At 49.6% G+C, this 26,068-nt stretch carries 20 protein-coding genes and 6 tRNA genes; 22 read left to right on the top strand and 4 right to left on the bottom strand.

Annotated features, from left to right (window positions below):
- The 5 genes from DW739_RS07750 to DW739_RS07730 all read left to right on the top strand — a co-directional run.
- A partial coding sequence (locus DW739_RS07750) for a calcium:proton exchanger (RefSeq protein ID WP_118742934.1) occupies positions 1–298 on the top strand: 298 nt, incomplete at its 5' end.
- A 127-nt stretch (positions 299–425) separates the two neighbouring features.
- Positions 426–2,498: an aminopeptidase gene (locus tag DW739_RS07745; protein WP_118538148.1), complete on the top strand. Its 2,073-nt coding sequence runs from the start codon at positions 426–428 to the stop codon at positions 2,496–2,498.
- A gap of 69 nt (positions 2,499–2,567) precedes the next feature.
- A complete protein-coding gene (locus DW739_RS07740) occupies positions 2,568–3,848 on the top strand; it encodes a D-alanyl-D-alanine carboxypeptidase family protein (protein ID WP_118538146.1) in 1,281 nt (426 codons plus the stop codon).
- A 224-nt stretch (positions 3,849–4,072) separates the two neighbouring features.
- Positions 4,073–4,666, top strand: coding sequence for a hydrolase (locus DW739_RS07735; RefSeq protein WP_118491577.1), 594 nt, complete (start codon positions 4,073–4,075; stop codon positions 4,664–4,666).
- Positions 4,667–4,680: 14 nt separating this feature from the next.
- The gene (locus DW739_RS07730; RefSeq protein ID WP_107000480.1) at positions 4,681–5,700 is read left to right on the top strand and encodes a glycosyltransferase family 2 protein; all 1,020 of its coding nucleotides are present in this window, start codon (positions 4,681–4,683) and stop codon (positions 5,698–5,700) included.
- A 288-nt stretch (positions 5,701–5,988) separates the two neighbouring features.
- Here DW739_RS07730 and DW739_RS07725 read toward each other — a convergent pair whose 3' ends face one another.
- The 3 genes from DW739_RS07725 to DW739_RS07715 all read right to left on the bottom strand — a co-directional run bounded on the left by DW739_RS07725 (position 5,989) and on the right by DW739_RS07715 (position 7,151).
- Positions 5,989–6,654: a phosphatase PAP2 family protein gene (locus DW739_RS07725; RefSeq protein ID WP_107000973.1), complete on the bottom strand. Its 666-nt coding sequence runs from the start codon at positions 6,652–6,654 to the stop codon at positions 5,989–5,991.
- A 332-nt stretch (positions 6,655–6,986) separates the two neighbouring features.
- Positions 6,987–7,060 (bottom strand) — tRNA-Met (locus DW739_RS07720).
- An 18-nt stretch (positions 7,061–7,078) separates the two neighbouring features.
- A tRNA-Val gene (locus DW739_RS07715) sits at positions 7,079–7,151 on the bottom strand.
- A gap of 241 nt (positions 7,152–7,392) precedes the next feature.
- On the opposite strand from DW739_RS07715, the gene DW739_RS07710 reads away from it, so the two are divergent.
- From DW739_RS07710 to DW739_RS07670, 9 genes are all read left to right on the top strand, one after another.
- Positions 7,393–8,340 (top strand): YegS/Rv2252/BmrU family lipid kinase, encoded by a 948-nt coding sequence (locus DW739_RS07710; RefSeq protein WP_243023750.1) that lies wholly within the window; start codon positions 7,393–7,395, stop codon positions 8,338–8,340.
- Between the two features lie 97 nt (positions 8,341–8,437).
- Positions 8,438–9,013: a 2-C-methyl-D-erythritol 2,4-cyclodiphosphate synthase gene (gene ispF / locus DW739_RS07705; RefSeq protein ID WP_107000479.1), complete on the top strand. Its 576-nt coding sequence runs from the start codon at positions 8,438–8,440 to the stop codon at positions 9,011–9,013.
- An 18-nt stretch (positions 9,014–9,031) separates the two neighbouring features.
- Entirely contained in the window at positions 9,032–10,441 is a 1,410-nt protein-coding gene (gene cysS, locus DW739_RS07700) for a cysteine--tRNA ligase (protein WP_107000478.1), read from the top strand.
- Positions 10,426–10,863 carry a ribonuclease III domain-containing protein gene (locus tag DW739_RS07695; RefSeq protein ID WP_107000477.1) on the top strand — a complete coding sequence of 146 codons (438 nt, stop codon included), beginning with the start codon at positions 10,426–10,428 and terminating at the stop codon, positions 10,861–10,863. Before cysS ends, DW739_RS07695 begins: the two co-directional genes overlap by 16 nt.
- Before the next feature lie 19 nt (positions 10,864–10,882).
- A complete protein-coding gene (gene rlmB / locus DW739_RS07690) occupies positions 10,883–11,647 on the top strand; it encodes a 23S rRNA (guanosine(2251)-2'-O)-methyltransferase RlmB (protein ID WP_022358985.1) in 765 nt (254 codons plus the stop codon).
- Positions 11,648–11,881: 234 nt separating this feature from the next.
- A tRNA-Thr gene (locus DW739_RS07685) sits at positions 11,882–11,954 on the top strand.
- A gap of 103 nt (positions 11,955–12,057) precedes the next feature.
- A tRNA-Ala gene (locus DW739_RS07680) sits at positions 12,058–12,130 on the top strand.
- 277 nt (positions 12,131–12,407) lie between these two features.
- Positions 12,408–12,487: transfer RNA gene (locus tag DW739_RS07675), tRNA-Leu, on the top strand.
- A gap of 11 nt (positions 12,488–12,498) precedes the next feature.
- Positions 12,499–12,582 (top strand) — tRNA-Leu (locus DW739_RS07670).
- Positions 12,583–12,731: 149 nt separating this feature from the next.
- Here the strand turns inward: DW739_RS07670 and DW739_RS07665 are convergent.
- Positions 12,732–13,067 (bottom strand): cyclic-di-AMP receptor, encoded by a 336-nt coding sequence (locus DW739_RS07665; protein ID WP_022358984.1) that lies wholly within the window; start codon positions 13,065–13,067, stop codon positions 12,732–12,734.
- 188 nt (positions 13,068–13,255) lie between these two features.
- Between DW739_RS07665 and DW739_RS07660 the strand changes: the two genes are divergently transcribed.
- The 8 genes from DW739_RS07660 (at position 13,256) to DW739_RS07625 (ending at position 26,050) form a co-directional block, all read left to right on the top strand.
- Positions 13,256–13,870 carry an HAD family phosphatase gene (locus DW739_RS07660; protein ID WP_107000476.1) on the top strand — a complete coding sequence of 205 codons (615 nt, stop codon included), beginning with the start codon at positions 13,256–13,258 and terminating at the stop codon, positions 13,868–13,870.
- Positions 13,871–14,174: 304 nt separating this feature from the next.
- A complete protein-coding gene (locus tag DW739_RS07655; RefSeq protein ID WP_107000475.1) occupies positions 14,175–14,420 on the top strand; it encodes an NAD(P)H-dependent oxidoreductase subunit E in 246 nt (81 codons plus the stop codon).
- 37 nt (positions 14,421–14,457) lie between these two features.
- On the top strand, positions 14,458–16,173 hold the full coding sequence (locus DW739_RS07650; protein WP_107000474.1) for a [Fe-Fe] hydrogenase large subunit C-terminal domain-containing protein: 1,716 nt from the start codon (positions 14,458–14,460) through the stop codon (positions 16,171–16,173).
- Positions 16,174–17,358 carry a SpoIIE family protein phosphatase gene (locus DW739_RS07645; RefSeq protein WP_107000473.1) on the top strand — a complete coding sequence of 395 codons (1,185 nt, stop codon included), beginning with the start codon at positions 16,174–16,176 and terminating at the stop codon, positions 17,356–17,358. It abuts the gene before it with no gap.
- Between the two features lie 15 nt (positions 17,359–17,373).
- Positions 17,374–18,825, top strand: a complete 1,452-nt coding sequence (locus DW739_RS07640) for a 4Fe-4S dicluster domain-containing protein (protein WP_107000472.1) — start codon at positions 17,374–17,376, stop codon at positions 18,823–18,825.
- 925 nt (positions 18,826–19,750) lie between these two features.
- Entirely contained in the window at positions 19,751–20,980 is a 1,230-nt protein-coding gene (locus DW739_RS07635) for a DUF6273 domain-containing protein (RefSeq protein WP_147353102.1), read from the top strand.
- Positions 20,981–21,096: 116 nt separating this feature from the next.
- Positions 21,097–24,999 (top strand): peptidase A26, encoded by a 3,903-nt coding sequence (locus DW739_RS07630; protein WP_118742872.1) that lies wholly within the window; start codon positions 21,097–21,099, stop codon positions 24,997–24,999.
- Positions 25,000–25,105: 106 nt separating this feature from the next.
- A complete protein-coding gene (locus DW739_RS07625) occupies positions 25,106–26,050 on the top strand; it encodes a hypothetical protein (protein WP_118742871.1) in 945 nt (314 codons plus the stop codon).
- Positions 26,051–26,068: the final 18 nt, after the last annotated feature.

Below are 26,068 nucleotides of genomic sequence, written 5' to 3'. Positions count from 1 at the left end.
TTATACCCAAAAGCCGATGGCAGAACACGGCTATCTCTGTCTGGGACTGGCGGGAGTCGGTCTGCTGCTGTGCGTGGCAGGGATGGCATTCAGTGTCCGCAGCCAGGGCAATACGCCGGTCGGCGCGCTGTCGATGTGCTTTTCGAGCATATTATTTTCCGTGGCGTCGCTGATGTACGGATGGAAATCTTTTAAAGAAGAAGAAAAAAATTATATATTCGCGAAAATTGGTACGATTTTGTCGGGGCTTCTGGTCATCTGGTGGATTGTGACGATTTTGATTGGCATCCGGGGCTAAGAATGAATGGTTTTTATGCGTGGCTTGCCTGGAATGCCGGACCAATGGAACGCCAGTAAGAGCCTTTGCGGCGGGCGTGGTTTGAAAGTGAAATTTGGCGATGGCAGAAGGAGGGAAATATCTGAACATGAAATATTGGGAACTTTTGAAAGAAGAAAATGAGGCGGTTGCGGAGCGCCATGAGCTCGCGATGGAGCGCATCGGCCATATGAAAGAAGAAGCGACGGTTGGCGAGCCATACCGGGCATTTTTTGAGCGCACCGTCCAGTTTATCGAGCTGATAGAAGAAACCTTCCAGAAACAGATGGATGGGACGCTGGCGGCGATGAGCCAGGAAGAGGCGGCAGAATTTAACCGGACACTTTATGCGGATATACTTCCAGGGGCGTATGGGAAGAGCTTTGCGAACCCGGACTATGCGGCAAAAGAGCTGGGAGAGAACTATGGTCCGTGGCTGTCATTTCTCTATACGGAGATCCGCAGCGCGATCGTTTACGCCTATGAAAGCCGTCTGGTGGATGTGACGGTGTTGGAGGAACTGTTTATTGAGGTTTACAATCTGTTTGAGGGCGGGACGCCGGAGCTGGCGGAGCTTCGCGAGCCGCTTTATTATTTTGTCAGCGATTACTGTGACCGGATGCTTCCGTGGCGGGTGCGTGAGACGCTGGATCCGTCGCTGGATTTTGGAAAATCGATCATCATGGACAGTGATTTAAACGATCTGCGTTATCTGTACCGGTTTGGCGAATATATCTCGGAGACAGAGCTTGCGACGGCACGTTTTATGAATGAGCTGCCGGAGGAGACGGTACGCCGGATGGCAGATACCTACACAGAAGGCTACCGCAAGGGATTTGCGGCGACCGGACGCAGCTATGAGGGCAAGAAAACGGTGCAGATCCGTTACCACATCGGATTTGAGCGCATGATCCGGATGGCAGTGGAAAATTTCCGCGAACTCGGTCTGGAGCCGATCATTGCCCGCGCCTCCATCGGCACGGTGAACCGGATGGCGGCGCGCACGAACGGTTACTATGGCACACCGGCAAACCGCCAGTACGAGTATGATCACCGCTACGACAATGCGGTTTACCTGGACAAGGCCTTTCGTGAGCGGAAACTGTCTATTTTGAAGGTGGCATATGAGACATACAAGGATCTGGCGTCGGTATATGCCGGTCCGGCAGTGGTGGAAACCTTCGGCGAGGCCGGATTTGAGCCGGTCAATGCAGCAGCAGCCTTTTCTTTAAGTGAAAAACAGGAGAAACTGCTGTTATCCTACAGCAATGAGGCGATGCAGATTGTGGACGCGTATATTCCGGGAACGGAGACGAGCTTCACAATCATTGCATTCCCGCTTCCGGAGATCGGAGCGGAGTTTGAGGCGATTTTTAAGGAGACGATCCGCATCAATACGCTGGACTATGAGCTGTACCGCGACATCCAGCAGATCATGATCAACGAACTGGATCAGGCATCGCAAGTCCACATCAGCGGACGCGGCGGCAACCGTACCGATCTGACCGTACAGCTTCACACGCTTGCTGAGCCGACGAAACAGTCGAATTTCGAAAACTGTGTGGCGGATGTAAATATTCCGGTTGGAGAAGTCTTTACCTCCCCGCAGCTTGCTGGGACAAACGGGCTTCTGCATGTCGGCAGCGTCTATATTGGGGAATTTCAGTTCAAAGATCTGGAAATCCGGTTTGAAAATGGTATCGCTGTCTCCTATACCTGCAAAAACTTTGAGACGGAAGAGGAAAATAAGGCGTTAGTGAAACAGATGATCCTCAAAAACCATGAGACGCTGCCGATGGGCGAGTTTGCGATTGGCACCAACACAACTGCGTATGAGGTAGCGCTGCGCTACGGCATTCTCGACAAATTCCCGATTCTGATTGCCGAGAAGATGGGACCGCACTTTGCGGTAGGCGATACCTGCTACAGCTGGATGGAGGACTGCCCGGTCTTCAACCCGGATGGACGCGAGATGGTGGCGCGTGAGAATGAGATTTCAGCAAAACGCAAAGAAAACCCGCAGGAGGCATATTTTGGCTGCCATACAGACATTACAATCCCGTACTCCGAGCTGGATACGATCGAGGCGATTCATCCAGATGGAACGAGTGTAAAGATCATCGCGGGCGGACGGTTTGCGCTGCCGGGGACGGAGAAGCTGAATGAGCCGCTGGAAAAATAAAAAGAAAAAGTCATAGAAAACAGGTTTATTCTCATATAATCTCCTGAAAAGGGATTCCGGAGCAGCCGGATGGGAGATAGAATCAGAAAATGGATAGCCGTTCTGCTGGCAGGAAGTATACTGGCGATGATTCAGTTGGTTCCGGCCGGCGGGGCGGTTTTTGTTCGTGAAAACATAGAAAATAAAGAGATTCTGGGAGAGAAAGAGACTTCTCTACAACAGACCCTTCACGCCCGCGCCTGGGTTCTCATGGATGCGGACAGTGGGCGTATTCTGGCGGAGAAAGATGCGGATACCGCTTATCCGATGGCAAGCACGACGAAGATTCTGACCTGCATTCTCGCACTGGAACAGGGAAATCCCGATGACTGGGTCGGGGTATCAGAGAAAGCGGCCTCCATGCCGGATGTCCAGCTCAATATGCGGGCGGGGGAGCGGTACCGCCTATCGGATCTACTCTATTCCCTGATGCTGGAATCCCACAACGACAGCGCCGTGGCGGTGGCGGAGCACATCGGGGGAAGCGTGGAAGAATTTGCGGAGAAAATGAACCGGAAAGCGCGGGAGATAGGATGTAAGAATGTTTGTTTCGTGACACCGAACGGTCTGGACGTTGCGGATGCGGATGGAAACGAACACAGCGCTTCGGCGGCGGATATGGCGCGGATCATGCGCTACTGCGCGTTCCAGTCGCCGTGCCGCGAAACATTTCTGGAAATTACCCGTACGGCATCACGGACGATTCAGGATGAGTCGGGAAACCGTTCATTTTACCTGGCAAACCACAACGCGCTTTTAAGCCAGTGCGCGGAGGTGCTGTCGGGCAAGACAGGATTTACCGGGAAAGCCGGGTACTGTTATGTAGCGGCGTTAAAAAAAGAAGGAAAAGCATTTACGGTGGCGCTTCTCGGCTGCGGGTGGCCGCCGCACAAGACGTACAAATGGGCGGATATGCGGAAACTCGATCAGTATGCATTTGATACATATAACTGGTATGATATATTTGACCGGGAGAAAACATTTCCGGAGGTGGAGGTGAGGCGGGGCGTGAAAGGAACGACGGCGCTCACACTGAATCTGCCATCGGAAAAACAGACGTTTCTGATGCTTCTGCGCGCGGACGAGAAGCCAGACATCCGTTATGAGTACCCGACCGAGCTGGAAGCACCGGTTCATGAAGGACAGGAGGTCGGGCAGGCATCCTATTATATTAATGACGAGCAGGTGGCTGCTTATCCGATCTATGCGGCAGAAACAGTGGAGAAGATTGATTATGGGTGGTGTTTAAGACGATGCGTAACTTATTTTGAAAGAGAATTTCAGTCAATGTGGAAGACGTGGGGAGTTTGAGTTGTTATTACTGGGCACGTATGCGTGAACAGCAACGACTTGTTCACAATACGTTTACAAAAATCTGCTTTATTTTGCTGGTTAATTTTGTTATAACTATAGATAGTGTGAATTACTGAGAATCTTGAAAAGAATGTATTTTTTGCACAGAAAAATATTTCCAATCAGGACTCAAACAAGGATCTGGACACGGAAACGTGGAAAGAGAAAGAGAGGCACGGAGGATGAAACAGACATCACTGAGCAGAGAACAGGGGCTTGCGCTCCTTCGCAAGTATAATAAAGAACCATTTCATATTTTACATGGATTGACCGTGGAAGGCGTCATGGAGTGGTATGCCGAGCAGCTGGGATACGGGGACGAAAAAGCATTCTGGGGCATGGCAGGACTGCTGCATGACATTGATTTTGAACTTTATCCGGAAGAACACTGCGAGCGGGCACCGGAGCTTCTGCGCGACGGAGGCGCAGAGGAAGATTTAGTCCATGCGGTTGTCAGCCACGGCTACGGCATACGGGTGGATGTGGCTCCGGAACATGAGATGGAAAAGGTGTTGTTTGCAGCCGATGAGCTGACAGGGCTTATCTGGGCGGCGGCGAAGATGCGCCCGTCCAAGAGCACCAAGGACATGGAGCTTTCAAGTCTTAAGAAGAAATTTAAGGACAAGAAATTTGCGGCTGGATGTTCCAGAGATGTGATCCGCCGCGGGGCTGATCAGCTTGGCTGGGAATTAGACAAACTGATGGAACAGACGATTCTCGCCATGCGCTCCTGTGAGGATCGGGTCAAAAAAGAGATGGAGGAACTGGAGTTTTGAGAGAAAATAAACCAATGAAACTGTTGTCGGTAGCGATTCCGTGCTACAATTCGGCGGCATATATGCGTAACTGCATCGAATCCCTGCTGCCGGGCGGCGATGAGGTGGAGATCCTGATCGTGGATGACGGTTCCACAAAAGATAATACGGCGGAGATTGCCGATGAGTATGAGAGAAACTATCCGGGGATTTGCCGGGCGATTCATCAGGAAAACGGTGGTCACGGCGAGGCCGTCAATGCGGGACTGCGCAATGCGACGGGCGTCTATTATAAGGTCGTGGACAGCGACGACTGGGTCAACGAAGAAGCGTACATGGAGGTCCTGGACACGCTGCGCAAATTCGTCCATGATAATGTGACGCTGGATATGCTGATCACGAATTTTGTCTATGAAAAACAGGGCGCGAAGCACAAAAAAGTTATGAACTACAACATGGCGCTCCCAAAACGCCAGCTCATCGACTGGAACGGTGCAAGAGGCTTCCGTCTGGGACAGTATATCCTGATGCATTCGGTCATTTACCGTGTGGAAATGCTTCGGAACTGCGGCTTGGAACTGCCAAAGCATACGTTCTACGTGGATAATATTTTTGTATATCAGCCGCTTCCACACGTAAAATCCATGTACTACCTGGATGTGAATTTCTACCGCTATTTCATCGGACGCGACGATCAGTCGGTCAATGAAAAAGTCATGATCAGCCGTATTGATCAGCAGATACTCGTCACGAAGCTGATGCTGGGATATTACGATGTGACCAAGATCAAGAATCCAAAGCTGCGCCACTACATGGTCCGCTATCTGGAGATCATGATGACAGTTACTTCAATTCTGGCGATTCGCTCGGAGACAGAGGAGAATCTGAAGAAGAAAAAAGAACTGTGGCAGTATCTGAAACAGCAGAATTTCACGCTGTATATGCGCCTGCGCTGGGGCTTCCTCGGACAGGGCGTAAACCTGCCGGGAAAAGGCGGACGGAAGGTGTCGATCGCCTGCTATAAGATTTCGCAGAAGTTTTATGGGTTTAACTAGAAATTCATTATAAAAATTGAAATAATATGGATTAGAAAACGAAATCAAATCTATCATAAAAGTGAAATTAAAAGATCCGATCGTCTGGAAAGTCGAGTGTTTCCAGATGGTCGGATTTTCTGATTCTATGTCAATCATTAGATATGATTCGATAAGGGATTACCACGTGATGAATGTTAGAGACCTAGTTTTCGTAATGGCTGCGGCAGGGGGGATTTATCGCAGATAAAAAGCTGGCACCTGTCATACTTTGGCGCCAGCTTATGTTTACTTGTCTTGAGAAATCCTTTAGCGAATATATTCTGGTTCGTTCTCTGTCTCTTCCTGCGTGCTTCCCGCATATACTAACGGATAGATAGCTGCGCTTAAAAGAATCGCGCCTGCGACGTCCAGAACCGAGTGCTGTTTCAGCGAGACAGTTGCCATGCAGATAGCGACCATCAGGATACCGGAAAGAATCCGGATTACTTTGTGCTTTTTCAGAGACTCACTCTTCATGACCGCGATGTGGGTTCCGATGGAATTGTACACGTGGATGCTTGGAAATACATTCGTGTTCGTGTCAGCCTGGTGGAGCATATAGACCAGACGGGAACAGAGGTTCTTGTCCGGGTTTACGGCGGTCCGCAGGTCAGTTCCATTCGGGAACAGGGTGCAGATTAAGAGTGACAGCGTCATACCGGTAAATAAAAATGCACATAACCGGTAATATTCTTCCTTGTTCTTGAAGAACAGGTATGCAATCGCAGCGGTCACATAGGCGAACCACAGTAAATATGGGATGACGAAGTATTCATTAAACGGAATCATATCATCCAGCGATGAGTGCATGATATGGTAATTGGAGGTCACGGTTTTTTCCAGATGCATAAACCACGGAAGATAGATAAATCCGTATCCCAGAATCCATATATGCCCGTATTTCTTCAGGAGTTCCTTCAGAAAATGTTTCATATCAATCAACCTCGATTTTCTTTTTATCATAAATAAATTAACATTATTTTAACATCTCTCCAAGTTCGTCTGATTATAGCACACTCACCCGCCAACTTCAAGGCTAAATAGGGATTGTTATAAATATTAAGAAAAAGGTTATGGAATGTGAAATTTGTTAAACAAAAATTTTATGGATGGACAGGGACTTTGGATTTATATATTTTATGCGGCTGTATATATGTGTCAACCGTGAGGGTATATGCGCTATCGCCTTTCACATAGGAAGTTAGTTTTAGAGTGAATTTAGGCAAAATAAAAACAGCTTGCTCAACTGCAAGCTGCTTCATCAATAGCGAGAGGGGGATTCGAACCCTCGACACCGCGGGTATGAACCGCGTGCTCTAGCCAACTGAGCTATCTCGCCATATTAAATTTTAAAAAGTGGGACCTACAGGGCTCGAACCTGTGACCCTCTGCTTGTAAGGCAGATGCTCTCCCAGCTGAGCTAAGATCCCGCTGACACTCGCACAAATCACGACTGCTTTGCAAGTATAATATAAATTTTCAAGATTGTCAACACTTTTGAGAAAATAATTTATAGAAATTTTCTTATCATTTAAAAGGAAGTATGGTATACTTATCTCATGCAAAATTGTAATGGCGCTGTATCCTGTGACAGGTATTCTGGCAGGGTAAAAGATAAAATATAACGCCCCGGCAGGGGAGTTTCTGTATTTTCGGAAAGCAGGGGACGTTATGGCAAAATATGAGGATGGAGTAATGTATTATTTCATTATTAATCCCGCTTCACAGAGTGGCCGCGGCTATAAGATATGGAAGAAAATAGAGCAGCGGCTTGTGCGGGACGGGGTTGAGTATCAGGCATATTTGACAGAATATGCGGGGCAGGCGACAGAGTATGCAAAGAAGCTGACGTCCCACTGCAAGGAGGCACGGGTGATTGTGGTCGTGGGCGGTGACGGGACGATGAATGAGGTCGTGGACGGAATCGTTTCCTGCGACATGGTGACGCTGGGCTATATTCCGGTGGGGACAGGCAGTGATCTGGCGCGCGGGCTCCGGCTTTCGAGAAGACCGATGCGCGGACTGCGCCGGATTTTTAAGGCGCGGCGGATCCGGCAGATCGATTATGGTGTGATTGCATACGGCGATGATGTGCTCCGACATCGGCGTTTTATCGTCAGCGCGGGGATCGGGCTGGATGCGGAAGTGTGCCAGCATATGCAGCGTTCGGCGATCAAAAATATCTGCAACCGGATTCATCTGCGGCGATTGTCGTACCGGATACTGGGATTTATACAGTATTTGAAGGCGAAACCGATCCGGGGGTATATTTTGCTCGATGGAACGCGCCGGGTGGAATTTAATTATATTTATTTTATCAGTGCACAGATTCAACCCTGCGAGGGCGGCGGATTCTGGTTTGCGCCGAAGGCGGACAGCAGCGACGGCAACCTGGAGGTCTGCATTGTCAGCCATGCCTCGAAGCGGCAGGTGCTTGGAACCCTGCTACGGGCGTTGTTCCGGCGCTCCCACAACCGGGGGCTTCGGTGCTTCAGCTGCCGGGAGGTCCAGATCTACACGGAACGCCCGATGGCAGTTCACGTGGACGGCGAGAGCTGTCAGTACCAGAGCAATCTGGAAGTCCGCTGTATTGAGCGTAAATTAAAAATTGTTGGATAAGTGTATATTTTTCAAAAGTATAAAATAATTTATCAAATAAAGTAACTGCGGGCAGTCCGGACAGTTACAAAATGACCAAGAAAGGAACTGGAATACGATGAGAATAGGACAGGGATATGATGTGCATAAACTTGTTCCGGATCGGGAACTGATTTTAGGCGGCGTGACGATCCCGTATGAGAAGGGGCTGTTAGGACATTCGGATGCGGATGTGCTGGTGCATGCGGTGATGGATGCGCTCTTAGGGGCGGCGGCACTGGGCGACATCGGACAGCATTTTCCGGACACGGATCCGGAATATGAGGGTGCGTCGAGCATCGAGCTTCTGAAAAAGGTAGGGAAACTTCTGCAGGAACGCGGCTATGTGATTGAAAATATCGATGCCACGATCATTGCGCAGCGCCCGAAGCTGGCTGCATACCGCCCACAGATGGCAGAAAATATTGCAGATGCGCTGGGGCTTCCGGTCAGCCGTGTGAGTGTCAAGGCGACGACCGAGGAAGGGCTTGGTTTTACAGGCAGCGGCGAGGGCATTTCCTCACAGGCGATTACCCTGTTGACGGAAGTGGAGAATTACTGTTATGATAGTGAAATGATGACGCAGGCAGCGGCTTGCGGTGGATGCGGCGGCTGTGGCGGCTGTCAGGCAGCACCGGAAGCAGATTTAAAATAGAAGAGGAGTAATGAGGTTATGAAAATTTTCAACACATTGTCCCGCAGAAAAGAGGAGTTTGTGCCGATCGAACCGGGCAAGGTTAAGATGTATGTGTGCGGACCGACCGTTTACAATTTTATTCATATTGGAAATGCAAGACCGATGATCGTATTTGATACGGTCCGCCGGTATTTTGAGTACAAAGGATACGAAGTAAACTATGTATCTAACTTTACTGATGTGGATGACAAGATCATCAGGAAAGCCATCGAGGAGGGCGTGGATGCGGAGACGATCTCCAAGCGCTATATCGCAGAGTGCAAAAAAGATATGGAGATGATGAACGTCAAACCGGCGACGAAGAATCCGCAGGCGACTCAGGAGATCGGCGGTATGATCGAGATGATCAATACGTTGATCGAAAAAGGACATGCGTATGTGGCAGCTGACGGCACGGTTTATTTCCGCACCAAATCCTTTAAAGAGTACGGAAAACTGTCCCATAAAAATCTGGACGATCTGCAGTCCGGCTTCCGTGAGATCAAGGTAACCGGCGAGGAAGGCAAGGAAGATCCGACCGATTTCGTTCTCTGGAAACCGAAAAAAGAAGGAGAGCCGTTCTGGGAGTCTCCGTGGTGCCAGGGCCGTCCAGGCTGGCATATCGAGTGCTCCGAGATGTCCAAGAAATACCTTGGCGAGTCCATCGATATCCATGCAGGCGGAGAGGATCTGATCTTCCCGCACCATGAAAATGAGATCGCGCAGAGCGAGTGCGCGAATGGCAAGACCTTTGCCAACTACTGGATGCACAACGCATTCTTAAATATTGATAACCGCAAGATGTCCAAATCTCTTGGAAACTTCTTTACTGTGCGTGAGATCAGTGAGAAATACGATTTGCAGGTTCTGCGTCTCTTCATGCTGAGCGCCCAGTACCGCAGCCCGCTCAATTTCAGCGCGGATTTGATGGAAGCTTCGAAAAACAGCTTAGAGCGCATCCGCACTGCGGCAGAGCATCAGGCAGACTGCCTGAAAGCAGCGAAAGAGGGCGAGATGACGGCAGAGGAGAAGCAGAATCAGGCAGCAGTCGAGGAGTTGGTTCAGAAGTTCGAGACGGCGATGGACGATGATTTCAACACCGCAGATGCGATTTCAGCTATTTTTGAGATTGTACGACTGAGCAACTCCACGATTTCGGAAGCATCGACGAAGGCATACGTTTCCTATGTTAAAGAGACGATGGATAAACTCTGCGATGTGCTCGGTATTATCACGGAGAAGAAGGAAGAGATTCTGGACAGCGAAGTAGAAGACTTGATCGCAAAACGCCAGCAGGCGAGAAAAGACAAGAATTTCGCACTGGCGGATGAGATCCGTGGACAGCTTCTCGATATGGGAATTATTCTGGAAGATACGAGAGAGGGCGTCAAATGGAAACGGGCTTAAATGCGTTTAAGGAAGCGCTGCATTTAAAACATGTTGAGGCGGGGGAGTATTCCCCGCTGGCGCTGGCGTATATCGGCGATGCGGTCTATGAGCTGGCGATCCGCACCCTTGTCATGAACCGCGGCAATATGCAGGTCAACAAGATGCACAAGAAGACGGCGAACCTGGTCAAGGCGGACGCACAGGCACATTTTTATCTGCTTCTGGAGGAAGAGCTGACGGATGCGGAGAAGGCGGCATACCGACGCGGACGCAATGCGAAATCTTTTACGATGCCGAAGCACGCGACGATGAAGGATTACCGGATGGCGACCGGATTTGAGGCGCTGATGGGCTATCTCTATCTGACCGAGCAGTTTGACAGGATGGCAGAACTTCTGGGAAAAGGGCTGGAACAGATGGGAGAATTAATATCGTTATAAATCATGATGAGGAAGATAGATGGAACAGGAAAATAAGCAGGAAAATAGATTTGAAGAGACGATGATCGAAGGCAGAAATGCCGTTTTAGAGGCATTCCGTTCGGGCAAGACGGTGGATAAGCTGTTTGTGCTGGATGGCTGCCAGGATGGACCGGTCAAGACGATCACGAGAGAGGCAAAAAAGCAGAATACGATCATCCACTATGTGGCGAAGGAGAGACTCGACCAGCTTTCTGAGACCGGCAAGCATCAGGGCGTGATTGCACAGGCAGCGGCATACCGCTATGCAGAGGTGGAAGATATGCTAAAGCTGGCAGAAGAGAAAGGCGAGCCGCCGTTTCTCTTTATTCTGGATGGCATTGAGGATCCGCATAATCTGGGTGCGATCATCCGTACTGCCAATCTGGCAGGCGCACATGGCGTGATCATCCCGAAACGCCGCGCAGTGGGACTGACATCGACGGTTGCGAAGACCTCGGCGGGAGCGCTGAATTATACGCCGGTGGCGAAGGTAACCAATATTTCAGCCACGATCGAGGAGCTGAAAGAGAGAGGACTCTGGTTTGTTTGCGCCGATATGGGCGGAGAGAGCATGTACCGCCTCGACTTAAAAGGACCGATCGGTCTGGTGATTGGCAATGAGGGCGAAGGTGTCAGCCGTCTGGTGCGGGAAAAATGTGATTTCATCGCATCGATCCCGATGAAGGGAGATATCGACTCCCTGAACGCATCGGTGGCAGCTGGTGTGCTGGCATATGAGATTGTGCGTCAGAGAATGATGTAGGGTAAGTGAAAGGTATCGGGCAACCGATTCCGCTACTCCCCTCCCCGTTGGAATCATATAAAAATATGAAAAGATAGGAAATGAGAATCGGATGTCTGCGAATGAAAACGGAGGCATCCGATGAAAAAAACGGGAAATTTAAAAAAATAAAAAAAATTCAAAAAAACCGTTGACAAAACGATTGTATCATGATAAACTAATCGAGGCTTAGAGATGAGCCAAAAACAAAAAGATGCTGCTGTAGCACAGTCGGTAGTGCGTCGCATTGGTAGTGCGGAGGTCACGGGTCCGATTCCCGTCAGCAGCTCTGCTAGAAAAGAACGGAAGCCTTTGATTTACAAGGGTTTCCGTTTTTTTTATTCTCTACTTGCAATTCATTCCAGTTGTGCTATAATGATAACAGTTTGGACGGGGACATAGCTCAGCTGGGAGAGCGTTGCGTTCGCAACGCAAAGGTCGCGGGTTCGAATCCCGTTGTCTCCATGATAGAGAAAGCCTTGAAAACACTGGTTTTTCCTTTGTTTTCAAGGCTTTTTTGTGTTTTTAAGATTTCAAGCGGAACAAAATATTCCGTTATAGGTACAAACTTTTCGGTACAAGGATCACACGAAAGATCACACGGACTTTCAGTATCGATGAATTTGCCGCACATTTTTTAAAAAAGAACTTTCGAAAAAATTCAAAAAAATAAAAAAAACTCTTCCATTTTGAACTACCCTATGTTATAATAAACTCACTTGTGAGTCAGAAAGACAAGCAAGCGGGCATGGCGGAATTGGCAGACGCGCCAGATTTAGGTTCTGGTACGAGAGTGTGCAGGTTCAAGTCCTGTTGCCCGCACTAGAAATTACGCAGAAGTGGCGGAATTGGCAGACGCGCACGGTTCAGGTCCGTGTGATGGCAACATCATGAGGGTTCAAGTCCCTTCTTCTGCATGATTAGCTGCAGAACCTGAGTGCAGCGTGGAACTCCCAGAGATGATTTCTCCGGGAGTTTTTCTTTTTCTATACAAGGAATCAAAAAGGGGCAGACGCGCAAGCGAAAGCCCCTTTTGTAATTCGAATTTGTAATATAAATCAAAAAATTAGAATTTCTGAAATTCTTCTACATTTATTACAAATACGGTTGCTCCGCCGACTTTCATGTTCATCGGAACGGTCATATTAACGGTCGGGCAGCAGTTTCCGGCCATGGTCGGCGGCGTGTATACAAGCTGCTCGCGGGCACCGGACATTTTTTTGATGATGGAGATGGCGTCCTCGACGCGTTCATCTTCGACACCGAGCATCAGGGTTGTACTTTTCTTTTTCAGAAAGCCGCCCATCGTGGAAAGCTTGGTGACAAAGAAGGAGTGCTGGTTTAATTCATATACTAAATCATCGGCGTCCTCACTGCCAATGATTGCGATAATCATTTTCATAAGCGGTACCTCCTGAAAAATTTTCTATTATTGTACCATTAATTTATGAAAATGGAAATAAAAAAATGAGAAATTTATGTTAAAATATAAATGATTATGATTGCTTGCAGGTGAGAATTTTTTGGACTGAAAATTCCATCTGCCGCAGGAATGGCGGCAGATTTGCGGGATGAGAGAAAGGCAGAAGTATGATTCGAAATATAGTATTTGATATGGGAATGGTTTTACTGGAGTATGATCCGGTCAAGGTGTGCTGGGAGTACACAGATAATCCGGAGGATGTGGAGTGGATGCACCGCGAATTGTTTGATTCGAAGGAGTGGTCGCTTTTAGACGAGGGAACGCTGACGGATGCACAGGCGCTGGAGCGGGTGCAGAAACGCCTGCCAAATGAACATCTGCGCTGGCTGGCGAAGGAAAGTCTGGAACACTGGCATGAGTACAACATCTGGGCAAAGCCGGGGATGGGAGAGCTGGTGAAGGAACTGAAAGAAAAGGGCTGCGGCATCTACCTCTGCTCGAATTGTTCCGTGCGCCTGCGTGTGTTCGAGTATGAGATTCCGGGCATTGAATATTTTGATGGCACGCTTGTCTCAGCGGAGGAGAAGCTGGCGAAGCCGAATCCGGCGATCTATGAGAGATTGTTTGAAAAATTTCATCTCAAAGCGGAAGAATGCTTTTTCATCGATGACCGTCAGGATAACATCGATAGCGCGAAGGGCTGCGGCATGGATGGTTACTGTTTTGCGGACGGGAATGTGGAGAGGCTGCGGGCGTACATGGAGGAGATGGAAATATTATAGAAAAGCAGTGCAAGGTGGCCGATAAAAAGATTATTTTCCTAAAAAACACCGGGAGAGTCATAAGCTGATGAAAAGAAAGTGAAAAGGTTTTGGAATCAGGCACTTATGGTCTAAAAAAAATACAAAATCAGCAAGAAATTTGATTGATAATAATATCACAATATGAGATAATGAAGAAGAATGGGGAAAGATGCATTTTTAGTAAATTCCCCTGGAAGATGCATGTGAACAGGCAGTTTTTTGACCGGGAATCTCCGGTGAAAGGCTGCGTCTGTTTTATAACGGATAGTGAGGAGGTCATTATATGAGAGTATCGATTTGTATCGGAAGTGCCTGTCATCTGAAAGGATCCCGTGAGGTAATCCAGAAGCTGCAGAAGCTGGTTTCAGAGAATCATCTGGACAGTGAGGTAGATTTAAATGGAGATTTCTGCAGCGGCAACTGCCGTAAAGGTGTCTGTGTGACGATAGACGGAGAACTGTATTCCGTAAAACCGGAGACAACCGAAGAATTTTTCCAGAAGGAGATTCTGGGACGCCTGAACGCGTAATCGTTTACATATAACGGCAAAAAGAGAGGGAGAGTCTATGCCGATTATTGATTTTAAGGCGACGATGTGTAAGCATTGTTATAAATGTGTGCGGGGCTGCGAAGTGAAATCAATCATGATCCGGGATGGTCATGCATATATCATGCCAAATCGCTGTATTCTCTGTGGGCAGTGCCTTTTGAACTGCCCGCAGTCGGCAAAACGTGTTCCGAGCGAACTTTCCAAGGTCAAAAAGCTGATTGAGAGCGGCGCACCGGTCATTGCATCGCTGTCGTCTTCCTATATGGGGGTTCTGCCGTATAAAAAGCGGGGGCAGGTCAAGTCAGCATTAAAAAAGCTGGGATTTACGAATGTTTGTGATGCGGCGGAGGGCGCCGCGCTGGCGACGGAAGAGTATGTCCGTTTATTAGAGCAGGGCGAGATGAAAAATATCATCACAACTGCCTGTCCGAGTATCGTGAACCTGATTGAGATTCATTATCCGGAACTCATCAAATATCTGGCACCGGTGCTGATTCCGTCGGGGATCCATACGCGCATGCTGCACGCGGAGTTCGGCGAGACGGCGAAGGTAGTTGTGATCGGACCGTGTATCGCGGAAAAAGAGAAAAACAGGGTTGTGAAGCCGGATGCAGTCCTCACATTTGAGGATTTAAAACAGTGGCTGTCAGAGGAACAGATCGAGATCGAAGCATGTGAGGAAGAACCGTTCGAGGATCGTGAACCGGGCGCGAACCTGCGTTATCCGGTCAGCGGCGGACTGCTCACGGCGGTGACGGCGACCCAGAAGAAACCGGACAAGTACCGCAAGTTCTACGTCAGCGGCGTGAAGGACTGTCTGGATGTCTGTGAGGCGATGAAAACCGGCGAGGTGGCTGGCTGTTTCATCGAGATGAACGCCTGTCATGGAGGCTGTGTCAATGGACCGTCCACGGCGACCTCGGTGTCGAGTTTTAAAGTTAAGCTGGATCTGGAAGCGATGCTTCCGAAGGAACCGGCAGATTTGTCCCTGATGCATGAGGCGGCGCGTCAGGTAGAGATTCACCGGACGTTTGCGGACCGTTCTCAGAAGGAGCGGATTCCGACCGAGGAAGAGATCCGGGAGATCTTGAAAAAGACGGGCAAGACGACACCAGAGCAGGAATTAAACTGTGGTGCGTGCGGTTATCCGACCTGCCGGGAGAAGGCGATCGCTGTTTTCCAGAAAAAGGCGGAGGTCGATATGTGTATTCCGTACCTGCATGACCGGGCGCAGTCGCTGTCCCATCTGGTGATGGATACATCCCCGAACCTGATCATGATCATCGACGATGATATGCGGATCCGAGAGTGTTCGGTGGCGGCAGAAATGTATTTCGGCGTCAAACCGGAGGCGATCAAGGGAAAACCGCTGGAGGACTTTATCAACGCCGAGGATGTACGCGAAGTATTCCGGACGCACACAAGCGTCCACAGCCGGAAGGTGATCTATCCGGATCGGAATCTTGTGACGCTTCAAAACATTGCGTATATCGATGACGGCAATTTTGTCATTGCCACGATCATTGATGTGACGCGCGAGGAAAAACAGGCAAAACAGGAATATGCCAAGAAAAAGGCGACCATTGATCTGGCACAGAATGTCATTTACAAACAGATGATGGTTGCACAGAATATTGCCGGACTCCTGGGTGAGACGACGGCGGAGACGAAGACAACCCTGATGAAGCTTTGTTCCCTGATTGACGATGAGAGCGAAAGTGAGGTCCGATAAATGGGAGTAACCGTAGATGTCACGTTTAAAAGTCTGAATAAGTATTCAGAGATCCTGTGCGGCGATACGGTAGAGTGCCTGAAAACGGAAGATTCGGACGTTATCATTCTGGCGGATGGCATGGGAAGCGGCGTCAAGGCGAATATTCTTTCGACGCTGACGGCAAAGATTCTGGGTACGATGTTTTTAAATGGAGCCACGCTGGAGGAATGTGTGGAGACGATTGTGCAGACGCTTCCGATCTGTCAGACGAGACAGGTGGCGTATGCGACGTTCTCGATTCTCCAGATTTTCAACAACGGCGAGGTATATTTAGTTGAATATGATAACCCGCGATGCATTTTTTTGCGCTGTGGTCATGTGGTGGAGCTGCAGAAATACAAGCGTCTCGTCAAGGACAAGGAGATCAGCGAGTGCCGGTTCCAGGTTCAGAAGGGTGATGCGCTGGTACTTGTCAGCGACGGCGTGACGCACGCGGGAGTCGGAAAGAGCGGCAAATATAAATTTGGCTGGCCGTGGGAGTCGGTGGCAGAGTTTGTTTCGGAACAATGCCTGACCTCTCTTTCGTCGGCACGTATGGCGGCGGCACTCTGTGCGGAATGCAGCCAGATTTACGAGGGAAAACCGGGCGATGATACGACGGTTGTGGTAGCTCGGATCATTGACCGGAAACCGGTCAACCTGATGACGGGACCACCGCTCGACCGCAACGACGATGAGACGATCACGGCGGATTTTATGAAAGATGAGTCGGCAAAGCACATTGTATCGGGCGGAACCAGCGCGACGATCCTGTCGCGGGAGCTGGGACGACCGCTGCGGGTATCAATGGATTACAGCGACCCGGATATTCCGCCGATCGCTTTTATGGAAGGCATCGATCTGGTGACGGAGGGAGTCCTGACGCTGCGGAAAGCGATCGAACTTCTGAAACGCTATCTGATCGAATGCGATTTAAGTTCTGAGTTTTTCAGCGAGTTGGACAAGAAAAATGGTGCGTCCATGATCGCGAAGATTTTGATAGAAGACTGCACGGAATTACATATGTTTGTGGGAACGGCGGCGAACAGCGCCTACCAGAATCCAGGGCTGGCGTTTGATCTGGGAATCCGCCAGAACCTGGTCAAACAGCTAAAAGAAGCAGTCGAAGGTATGGGAAAGAAAGTTACGGTAACGTATTATTAATAAGGAGGATAAAACATGGTAACGAATGACGCGACAATTCTGCGCATCAAACATGAGATACTTTATGAGGTAGCAAAGCTTGCCTGGAATGATCAGTTAGAGGACGGAAGAGACGATATTCCGTACAAAATCAGCCCTGGTCCGCAGGCACAGTACCGCTGCTGTGTATACAAGGAGAGAGAGATTGTCCGCCAGAGAATCCGTCTGGCAGAAGGTAAATGTCCGTCTGACCGCAATACAAACAACGTCGTACAGGTTATCAATGCAGCCTGTGAGGAGTGCCCGATTGCGTCCTACACAGTCACCGATAACTGCCGTAAATGTATGGGTAAAGCCTGCCAGAACTCCTGTCCGTTTGGAGCGATCAGCATGGGAAATACCAAGGCGCACATCGACCCGGATAAATGCCGCGAGTGCGGAAAGTGTTCCCAGGCATGCCCATACAATGCGATTGCCCATCTGGAGCGCCCGTGTAAGAAGGTCTGCCCAGTGGATGCGATTACCTACGATGAGTATGGTGTATGTGTGATCGATGAGAAAAAATGTATCCAGTGTGGCGCCTGCATCCATTCCTGCCCGTTCGGTGCGATCGGTTCCAAGACCTTCATGGTCGATGTGATCCGCCTGATCAACGCAGGCAAAAAGGTCGTAGCGATGCTGGCACCGGCGACCGAAGGCCAGTTTGGACCGGACATCACGTTTGCAAGCTGGAAAACAGCTTTAAAGAAGATTGGATTTGCAGATATGATCGAGGTTGGTCTGGGCGGCGATATGACCGCGGCAGCCGAGGCAGAAGAGTGGGCGGAAGCTTACAAAGAGGGCAAGAAGATGACGACCTCCTGCTGTCCGGCATTTGTCAACATGATCAAACAGCATTTCCCACAGCTGCTTGACAATATGTCCACGACGGTTTCCCCGATGTGTGCGGTCTCCCGTATGCTGAAGGCGCAGGATCCGGAGGTTGTCACTGTCTTTATCGGACCGTGTATCGCGAAGAAGAGCGAGACGCTGGATCTGAATATCCAGGGCAATGCGGACTATGCGATGACTTACGGAGAGATCCGTGCGATGATGCGGGCGAAAGACGTAAATCTGGAGCCGGAAGAGAACAGTATGCAGGAAGCCAGTGTATTTGGAAAACGCTTCGGCAACGGCGGCGGCGTAACAGCGGCGGTATTAGAATGTCTGAAGGAGTCTGGTGAGAATACCGATATCAAGGTAGCGCGCTGCAACGGTGCGGCTGAGTGTAAGAAAGCCCTTCTTCTTCTGAAAGTGGGACGTCTGCCGGAGGACTTCATCGAGGGTATGGCGTGCGTCGGCGGCTGTGTCGGCGGACCGAGCAAGCACAAAGCCGAGCTGGAGGCGAAGAAGTCGAGAGACAAACTCATCGCCGAGGCAGATGCAAGAGAAGTACATGAGAACCTGAAGGCGTATGATATGTCGTCGTTCTCGATGCATCGGCATTGATGTGGGATACCCTTGGGAGAATGTGGCTGAGATAAAATAAATAGGAATTTATATATGAGTTAGTGGGAAAGTGCCTGCTCTGGAAAATGAAATTTGGGATATGAATTTTATTTTCTGGGGCGGGCGTTTTTCGTTGTGAAAATTCCAAAAGAGTTCTTGCATTTAGAGAATAGATGTGTTAGACTCAATATATCTTATCGAAATGAACTGCGGTCGCAGGTGGTTTCGTTCTAATTTATCTTTTTATTCTGGTAATTTGTGAGGTGCGTTTCGCACAGAATTCGATGATTTAGGAAAATTTGGGAGAATCGGATAACTGTATCGTTATAAAAAATGTGCAATATATTATATGATATATGCAATGCAAAATGAAAGCTTTTTATAGACGGAAAGAACCGTTGTTTAACTCAGAGTGAGGATGTGTTTTGAATTAGAAGAATGAAAATAGAGAATAGAAATTTGATATAAATTAGAACTTATATAACTTGCGAAAGAGGATAAGAAAAGAGATGTGAAAAAGGTTTGAGGGGGGAGGTTTGAGTTGTTAAAAATAAACATGGGGGCTCATAAAGGGCGTCGCTGCCGGAATGGTACCATTTTGGGAATATCACTGATATTGATATTTTCATCCGGTAGAATGGCGCTGGCAGCTGAAAATGCAGTGAAACAGGCAGAAACAGCTGTCATAGTCGGCTACAGCGTCTCATTTATAGATGCTGAGAATGCAAATCATCTTATATTTCATACGCAAACGGGCAAAGTTTTGGAAGGAACTTCCCTGAATGTATCTTTCCCAGAGCAAATCATAGGGAGCGACGGGCATATCTGGAAATCAGCGGTACAGTCACCGCAAATATTTGAACTGTATGGAACAGGAACTGAAAAAATTTATATCAAATATGAAAGAGGCGGCAAGGTCCCAGAAATGGGAGCAGAGGAGGATGCCGCCATGCTAGCGCTTCGGAAACGCCTGGAACGATGGAAACAGAGGGCATGGGAGGCAGAGTGTGCCATATTTGGGCGCGAGGATGCGGCGGTATCGGGCAGCGATTCCGGTCTGACCGTTCAAAATCAGTCGGAAAATGATGCCAGGATCCGGAATCTGGTATCTGCGATCGGGGATGCAGCGTGGCATGAATTTTATCTGATTGGTCAGGATTTTACACCATCGGCAAAAACAATCGGGGTGGAATACGACGCGGTTTATTCTGAGGTGGAAGAGGATTCCTTTTCGGTGGATGGAAAGGAATATATCATCACGCGCATCCGGGTGCGGAGAAAATGGGATGACCGTACTTGTACGCATCAGTGGAGCCAATGGGAGTGGGAGGAAAATGATTGCTTAAAGAATGGGCGGGCAGTGTATGTCTGCGGACGATGTCAGAAAGAAAAGATAGAGCGCCTTCCGGCGCTGGGGCACCTGGATGAAAACGGGGATCAAATCTGTGACCGCTGTGGAAGCGTGGATTGGAGTGAAAGTGAAATGCCCGAAAAAGTGATCTGGAAGGAGGGCGATGTCCAACTGCGCGAGGTGGGCGGAGAGATTTTGTCATTTACCTGTATCGACGACGATTACCATGACTGGCAGAATGAACACCGGAAAGCAGCGCTGTTTCTCTGTGACCGCGTGATCCGGGCGGATGTGGACACGGCACCGGGAAAAAAGATGAAGATTTTCTCGTTTGGCAAAGACAATAATTATAAAACTTCGCAGGTGCGCGCATGGCTGCAGAAAAACAGTCAGAACAGCAGCTTCTGTCTGGAACCGATCCATACGGGAATCCAGACCGCGTACATGGGAAGCACGGCGGCTGGTGCATTTTCGCAAACGTCCGGGCGGGAACTGGCGCGTCATGATATTGGTTTTCAGCTTATGAACGACCAGCTTTTCTGCCTGTCATTGGAAGAGGCACTTGCGTACCGGGAATATCTATGGCGGTTTGATTCCGGGGATGATAACCCACAAAGTCAGGTCAGTGCCTATTCACAGGGATATTATCTGCGGACGCCTTTTTATTTGCAGGATGAAAACGGGAAATTCATTTATAATCAGCAGATTTATGGCGTTGATCTGGTAAATGGCTGTCTGCGTCCGGTGAGGACGGACAGTGAGACATATGGAGTACGTCCGGCATTTGCACTGTCACAGATGTAAAAAAGAATACTTGTTGAGCTTGGAAAGCGGGAGTGAAGCTGTTTGGCAGTTTGATTAGGAGAAAAGATTGGACAAGGGGAAATCAATCTAATGTTTGGGGAAAGAGGGGAACGTGTATGGGGAAAAAGAAGATGAAAAAAGTGATTCCATTTGCGGTGATGACGACGATGCTTTTGTCGGCGACGCTGCCGGCGTTTGCGGCGAGCGGGTTTGTGTTTGAGGATTGGGATTTGGGGATTGTTTCGGAAAGAAAGGAAAAGTTGGATGATACAGACGATGCCATAAAAAGTCAGAAAGAATGGCAGAAACTGGCTGCATCGTCCAGTGAGCTTATGAATGCGGATGTGAGGGCAACTCCCTCAGAATTACGTTCTTCCAAAGTCATAGAGGCAACTCATTCACAATTAATCATGCCGCGCGTTATCGTCAGCGCCAGCCTCGGAAATCTCTGGGAAAACTGGGATGTGGCGGATTTGAGCTTTCTGGATGGAACACATGGACTTGGAACGAAACAAAAACCGTATCAGGTACGCACGAAACATCAGCTGATGGGACTTAGCTTTTTGGCGGCATTTGGCATGCAGCCGGATCACGGCGAGGTGGAAGAAGAGATCGTAGGGGATTACCGGGGCGCATGGTTTGAGCTGACGGCGAACATCGATCTGGGAGGAATGGACTGGAATCCGATCGGTTATTACCGGGATGATTCGGAATTTTCAGGGGAGGTGACGCACCCGTTTATGGCAAATCTGGATGGAAACGGTTATAAGATTTCAAATTTCCGGTTTGCAGGAGGCAGTTCGCCGAATGTTGGATTTTTTGGTGCGCTGGATGGGGCGGAGATCCGAAATCTGACTCTGGAACCAGGAAAGCCGGTCAAGGGAGTGCGTCAGGTGGGAATTTTGGCAGGAAATGCGAAGAATTCCAAGATTTTTAATTGTCAGGTAAAAGGCGATGTGGAAGGAACCGGAGCGGTCGGTGGAATGATCGGGCACATGGAAGGCAGCACGGTGGAAAACGGAATGGCACAGGTAACCGTCCGAACGACGGGACGTGCAGCCGGAGCGCAGGCGCTTGCGGGCGGAATCGCCGGGGAAGCGGCGGATGATTCTCGTATCATTGACTGCCAGGTCCGCACCGGGGATAACAGTACCTCGCGGATTCAGGGAACGGATGCGACTGTCGGCGGAATTGTGGGGCTTCAGAATGGGGCGGCTCTCTACAATACCTATGTAAATGGCACGATCGGCGGTTCTGGCAGCCAGAATGTCGGAGGACTCGTTGGAGAACGAATCAGCGGAGACTTGAAAGTGGGGCGGTTTGAGGGAATGATCGGTCAGTCGGGAACCGGGGTTGCCGGACACAGAGGAACCTTCATCGGATACCGCGCACCAGCTAATTATTTTAAATATGGGGATGACATCGCGTACCTGTTTGCGGATACGGAAGCGAAAATCGCAAACAATGTCTGTGGAAGCGGCATTTCAGATGATAACCAGTATACATACGCGGCGCACATCGGATATTCCCACGCGAAGGACAATTTCTTCACGCTGGTATCCGGCGGTGTCACGCGGGATGTGGACGAGCGATATTTTTATGAAGAACTGGAACAGGGGATTCTCTCGATTGTGGATGAAGAGCTGGGCGGGGAGATGGATGCGGAGTCGGTCGGGTATGATCTTGACCATTTTGCACCAAATGATGCGGGACGCCCGGTCCGTGGTTATCTGATTACGATTCCGCAGGTCGATACCGTCTCCAATGGAACGAATTATTACGATGTGGCAGTGCTGGAAGCGCGGGGAAATGGCGCGTATTACCGGACACTCGATAAAAAACACCGCGGTGCGGTGGCACCGGGAAAGACGGTGACGGTCAGCACCTCGGCAAAGCAGGCGGAAAAAGCACGCTTTCAGATGGAGGGAGTTCCGACGTATACGCGTGGGAAGAGCCGGAAAGATACTACTTATGTAAACGGCGGCGAGTATTGTTTTACGATGCCGGAGGAAAATACGCAGGTGTCGGCGGTTTATAAAAAGGTGGCAGTTTCGGTCGGGCTGACGCCGGGCGTGACGAAATTCCAGGTGGTGCAGGAGCGGACCGGAAACCGGAAACATCCGACGAAAGTCACACGCGTGATGGATGGAAATGGAAAATTAATTGCGACGTACATCCATGGAAATCTGCAGGCGGGAACACAGGTGCAGCCGGTGACGGTGCAGGCGATTGTGGATCGGAATAATGATGTGGCGGATGCATCGGTGCGCTGGAGTATCGATGATTCAGATTTGATTACGTTACTTCCAAATGACGATGAGGAAAATGGTTATACGAAAAAGAGCGCGTCGGTTCAGGTAAATTTAAATAGTTCGTTTATCACTGATATAGTACGGAAGCTGGAAAAAGAGCAGGCAGACCGCGGATACCAGTATGCGATCGGAAGCGACATATACGGAGCAGGGTATCAGAACGGCGGCGTAGCGGTGCTGACGGCAGAGACGAAACCGGCGGCGAGCTTTGATGGGAAGCCGTGCCGGGGAAATGCGCGGATTGAGGTTACGTTCCAGATCAAGGATCAGACCTATGTAGCCAATGAAGGTGCGGCACTAAATCAGGATCAGTTGAAATTTGAGGTGGTGCGGACATTAAACGGAAATCGGAAACATCCAGATGAAATGATCCGGGTTACGGCACCGCAGGTCTTGAGTGCGTCTTTTACACCCGATTATTTTGACCGGAAAGATATATCGTGGACTGTCGGTGACGCAGCACTGATTTCGGTGGACGGCGAGGACAAGTCTGCCGGTGTGCAGGCGAAAAAGGATGCAAAATGGATCCGGGATCTGATCGCGGCAGATCAGGGCAGACATGTGAATACACCATATGAAATACAGACAGCTTCCGGCAGCCGCACGACGAAGGTGACAGTGATCGGCGATGATATGCTTGGAAACCGGCAGACGGCATCGTGCAGAGTACAGGTGGATTTCCGGACAGTGGACGAATCGAAGATTTGTGTGGAAGGCATCAGACTTATACCGAAAACGCTGCAATACGAGATCAAACGCACACGGACGGGGGCGGGTTATCGTCCGGTGGAGGCATGGACGGGAACCGGTGCGAAAAAGCTGGCAGCGTCGGTATTTCCGGCGCAGGCGTTTAACCAGAAAGTGACATATCAGGCAAGTGATGATTCGCTGTATGTATCATCGGATGGAACCGTGACGGTCAATACGACGGCTTCCTGGATACAGGAGCTTGACCGTCAATACTTAAAATCAGGCAGCCATACGGCATATGTGACCGTGAAAACCGAGGATGGTGGCTTCACGGACCGGGCGGCAGTCACAATTCAGTATGAGGCGGTCGATCAGACATACAGCGGAGGTTCCCATTCGGGCGGAGGTTCTCATTCGGGCGGCGGCTTGGGTGGAGGCTCTTCTTCTGGAAAGGGGGCAGCGGCAGGAAGCAGTGCAGCGAATGCAACCGGACCGGCATCGGGGTTCAGTGATTTGACAGGAGCGGGTATTGGAAATCTGACAGAAGGACAGGCAGGCCCCGGGCAGAATGCGGATGCGGCAGTCATACCGGAATATGTAGTAGCTGGAAACTGGCGGAAGAATGCAGATGGAAGCTGGCAGTTTGAAGCGGGCGGTAGAAGCTATGCTTCTGAATGGGCGGCTGTCCACAATCCATATGCCGATCCGGCAAAGGGGCAGAGTACGTTTGACTGGTTCCGATTTGATGCAGATGGCAGGATGGTGAACGGCTGGTATACGGATGTGGATGGAAACACATATTATCTCTGGAAGGAAATAGATGGAACACAGGGGCGTATGCTGACTGGCTGGAACTGGCTGCCGGGAAGCGATGGAGTGTTTCATTGTTACTATTTTCAGGAAAAATCTGATGGAATGAGGGGACGTTTGTATCGAAATACGCACACGCCCGATGGAAATTTAGTCAATGCGGATGGTGCCTGGGTGCTGGACGGAATAGTACAGACGAGAAGCTGAGAGAGGAGGAAAGAAGAAAACAGAGGTAAACAGGAAAAAGGAGGGATTTTTTCCATAAAAATGAAGTGGAATGAGACAAAAAGAATGAAAAATGGGGGTATAAAAAATGAAACAGGATAAGAAAACAACCAATAAATCGGGATGTACAGCCGTACTGGCAGCAGCCATGATCGCAGCCGGAGGTTTCAGCGCTTATGCGGGCAATCAGGGGACGCATGGCGGTGAATGGAAGGACACAGAAAGCCTGATATGGGAGTGGCAGAATGGAGAGATGAGTTTTTATGGAAATGGAAGTATTTTTTCAGAGCAGCACCCAGAGATCACCGATCCGGAATATTACCTGAAAGAGGCAGTCCGTTATCCGGGGGAAGCAAATCCAGGGTGGAATACGAAAGGGGAACCGAAAGCAAATTATAGCTGGGCTTCGCTCGAGGAACTGCAGAAATTTGTCAATAGCTTTGACTGGCTTCATTCGGATGAAAAAACGCGTCTTCTGTATGTGCATAACCGGATTGCAAACGGAGAGGGAGGCTTTAACCAGAATCATTACGGTTCACCGGAAGAAGCAAAGGATTTCCCGGTTTTGGAAGGAGGCGTTGGCGTCTGCCGGGATTTCGCGGAAGAATTTCAGTTCCTATGCCGGATCGTAGGGCTGGAGTGTGTGACCTACACGCCGGAATATCTCCATGATGCGTGCCTGGTGCGGATCGGCACACAGTGGTATGCGACGGATCCGACCTCCAGTCTGCCGCTATTTTCAAATGCGAAAACGTACCCGGTTGACTTTGAGACGGAGTTTTACCGCTATGAAAATAAGGAGCGGGAGCAGAGAAGAAAGGACTATGAAGCGGATCCAGACAGTCTTGCCAATGTGCTGGCGCTGACCTTGAGTATGCGGGGAGAGGGGACGATTTCCGAGGCTGCCTGGGAGAAAATACAGGCACCGATGGGGCAGATAGAAGAAAAGTGGGGACGACAGGAAATACCAAGACAGGAGTATGAAACGGGGATTATCTCGCTACTGAAATCAGTTTGGGGAACTGAAAAATAAAGAAAACGAGGGACTGCC

The organism is Clostridium sp. AM28-20LB (assembly GCF_003480665.1).
Lineage (GTDB): Bacteria > Bacillota > Clostridia > Lachnospirales > Lachnospiraceae > Otoolea > Otoolea fessa.
The sequence above is the reverse complement of the archived record's forward strand: the minus strand, read 5'-3'. Positions and strand labels throughout refer to the sequence as shown.

Excerpts from the sequence above, each read along its gene's own strand:
- DW739_RS07745 (WP_118538148.1), top strand. The coding sequence starts at position 426 with ATGAAATATTGGGAACTTTTGAAAGAAGAAAATGAGGCGGTTGCGGAG.
- DW739_RS07740 (WP_118538146.1), top strand. The coding sequence starts at position 2,568 with ATGGGAGATAGAATCAGAAAATGGATAGCCGTTCTGCTGGCAGGAAGT.
- DW739_RS07735 (WP_118491577.1), top strand. The coding sequence starts at position 4,073 with ATGAAACAGACATCACTGAGCAGAGAACAGGGGCTTGCGCTCCTTCGC.
- DW739_RS07730 (WP_107000480.1), top strand. The coding sequence starts at position 4,681 with ATGAAACTGTTGTCGGTAGCGATTCCGTGCTACAATTCGGCGGCATAT.
- DW739_RS07725 (WP_107000973.1), bottom strand. The coding sequence starts at position 6,654 with ATGAAACATTTTCTGAAGGAACTCCTGAAGAAATACGGGCATATATGG.
- DW739_RS07710 (WP_243023750.1), top strand. The coding sequence starts at position 7,393 with ATGGCAAAATATGAGGATGGAGTAATGTATTATTTCATTATTAATCCC.
- ispF (WP_107000479.1), top strand. The coding sequence starts at position 8,438 with ATGAGAATAGGACAGGGATATGATGTGCATAAACTTGTTCCGGATCGG.
- cysS (WP_107000478.1), top strand. The coding sequence starts at position 9,032 with ATGAAAATTTTCAACACATTGTCCCGCAGAAAAGAGGAGTTTGTGCCG.
- DW739_RS07695 (WP_107000477.1), top strand. The coding sequence starts at position 10,426 with ATGGAAACGGGCTTAAATGCGTTTAAGGAAGCGCTGCATTTAAAACAT.
- rlmB (WP_022358985.1), top strand. The coding sequence starts at position 10,883 with ATGGAACAGGAAAATAAGCAGGAAAATAGATTTGAAGAGACGATGATC.
- DW739_RS07665 (WP_022358984.1), bottom strand. The coding sequence starts at position 13,067 with ATGAAAATGATTATCGCAATCATTGGCAGTGAGGACGCCGATGATTTA.
- DW739_RS07660 (WP_107000476.1), top strand. The coding sequence starts at position 13,256 with ATGATTCGAAATATAGTATTTGATATGGGAATGGTTTTACTGGAGTAT.
- DW739_RS07655 (WP_107000475.1), top strand. The coding sequence starts at position 14,175 with ATGAGAGTATCGATTTGTATCGGAAGTGCCTGTCATCTGAAAGGATCC.
- DW739_RS07650 (WP_107000474.1), top strand. The coding sequence starts at position 14,458 with ATGCCGATTATTGATTTTAAGGCGACGATGTGTAAGCATTGTTATAAA.
- DW739_RS07645 (WP_107000473.1), top strand. The coding sequence starts at position 16,174 with ATGGGAGTAACCGTAGATGTCACGTTTAAAAGTCTGAATAAGTATTCA.
- DW739_RS07640 (WP_107000472.1), top strand. The coding sequence starts at position 17,374 with ATGGTAACGAATGACGCGACAATTCTGCGCATCAAACATGAGATACTT.
- DW739_RS07635 (WP_147353102.1), top strand. The coding sequence starts at position 19,751 with ATGGGAGCAGAGGAGGATGCCGCCATGCTAGCGCTTCGGAAACGCCTG.
- DW739_RS07630 (WP_118742872.1), top strand. The coding sequence starts at position 21,097 with ATGGGGAAAAAGAAGATGAAAAAAGTGATTCCATTTGCGGTGATGACG.
- DW739_RS07625 (WP_118742871.1), top strand. The coding sequence starts at position 25,106 with ATGAAACAGGATAAGAAAACAACCAATAAATCGGGATGTACAGCCGTA.